This is a genomic window from Ruegeria discodermiae, from assembly GCF_030758345.1.
Taxonomy (GTDB): domain Bacteria; phylum Pseudomonadota; class Alphaproteobacteria; order Rhodobacterales; family Rhodobacteraceae; genus Ruegeria_C.
Genome location: NZ_JAVAMO010000059.1, coordinates 1 through 1,173, shown reverse-complemented (window position 1 = coordinate 1,173; position 1,173 = coordinate 1). Strand labels below are relative to the sequence as shown.

Sequence of the window (1,173 nt, the reverse complement as noted above, 5' to 3'; positions counted from 1 at the left end):
TCCACCCAGGTTTTCATGCCCGTCGCCGAGTGCCCTAGCATGTGACAGTGCAACAACCACTTCCCAGGGTTCTCAAATACGCAGAGTATGTCTCTACTTTCTCGGGCATTGACCAACGACGTATCGCGAAGTGGACCGAGCGATCCATCTTCGGCGACCTCGTAGAAGTGGTGTCCGTGCAAGTGAATCCCGTGAGGAAATGAGGTGTCGTTCACCAAAGAAATCTGAACAGCAGAGCCGCGTTCCGCCTTTAGCCACGGTTGGTCAGGAAGGTCTGAGACTCCGTTGAAAGACCAGATATCCTCGCCCGGATGTTGTCCTCCCATGGCACCGCCTTGCATTCGAAGGATCTCGCGGCGTTCAGGTTCACCTCTCGGCTTGGCCATATCGTTCGAAGGGAGCGGTAAAATCTCGGCGCTTCTCGGCGACGGATTGGAACCTTCGACGACGATTGCTCCCAAGGCGTAGTCGTCTTGGCCAGTCCAGAAGCTGAACTCAATATCGTCCGCAACATCGGCGATGATGTCGGCCCGCTGGGCGGGAGCTAGGGTGACGGTCCCGAAGTTCTCGACATGTTCAAGTGGCATCCCGTCCAGAGCCACAAGCTTGCCTTCGATCCCCATCAAATCAACTGGAAACACCCTGGCATTTGCCGTGTTGATCAATCTGAGACGAACACGATCACCGCGTCGCACAGAGGATTGAGACGGAATGACCTTGGCATAATTCCCCATCCGTCCCCCATGGGCGAAATGGAACATCCCGTCGAAGTCGTCGATGAAAGTTGCATCTTCATCCAGCCGCCAGTCGTCGACAATGACGATGATGTCAGCGTCCACGTCAGGTGGCGTGATCTCTTCCACAATGAGGGGTCCGTATAGACCTCTGGCAACCTGCTCCCACGACCGGCTGTGCGAATGATACCAGAACGTTCCTGCGTCAGGAGCAACAAAACGGTAATCGAAGTCTGCCCCGTCGGGAACAGCCTCCTGAGTGAGGCCAGGCACACCGTCCATCCGGTTGGCTATTCGGATACCGTGCCAGTGAACGGACGACGCTTCTCCGGTCCTGTTCTCGAAGGTCACGGCCAGTTCTTCACCTTGCCTAACTTTGAGGAGTGGCCCCGGAGTGCTGCCATTGAATCCGAGCGAAGGGGTCGGTCCGTATTTGCTA

Annotated in this window: 1 protein-coding gene; it reads right to left on the bottom strand. The window is 56.3% G+C overall.

The window, feature by feature from the left end; genetic code table 11:
* Positions 1 to 1,173: multicopper oxidase family protein (locus tag Q5Y75_RS28330; protein WP_306203646.1), on the bottom strand; the 1,173-nt coding region annotated here is incomplete at both ends.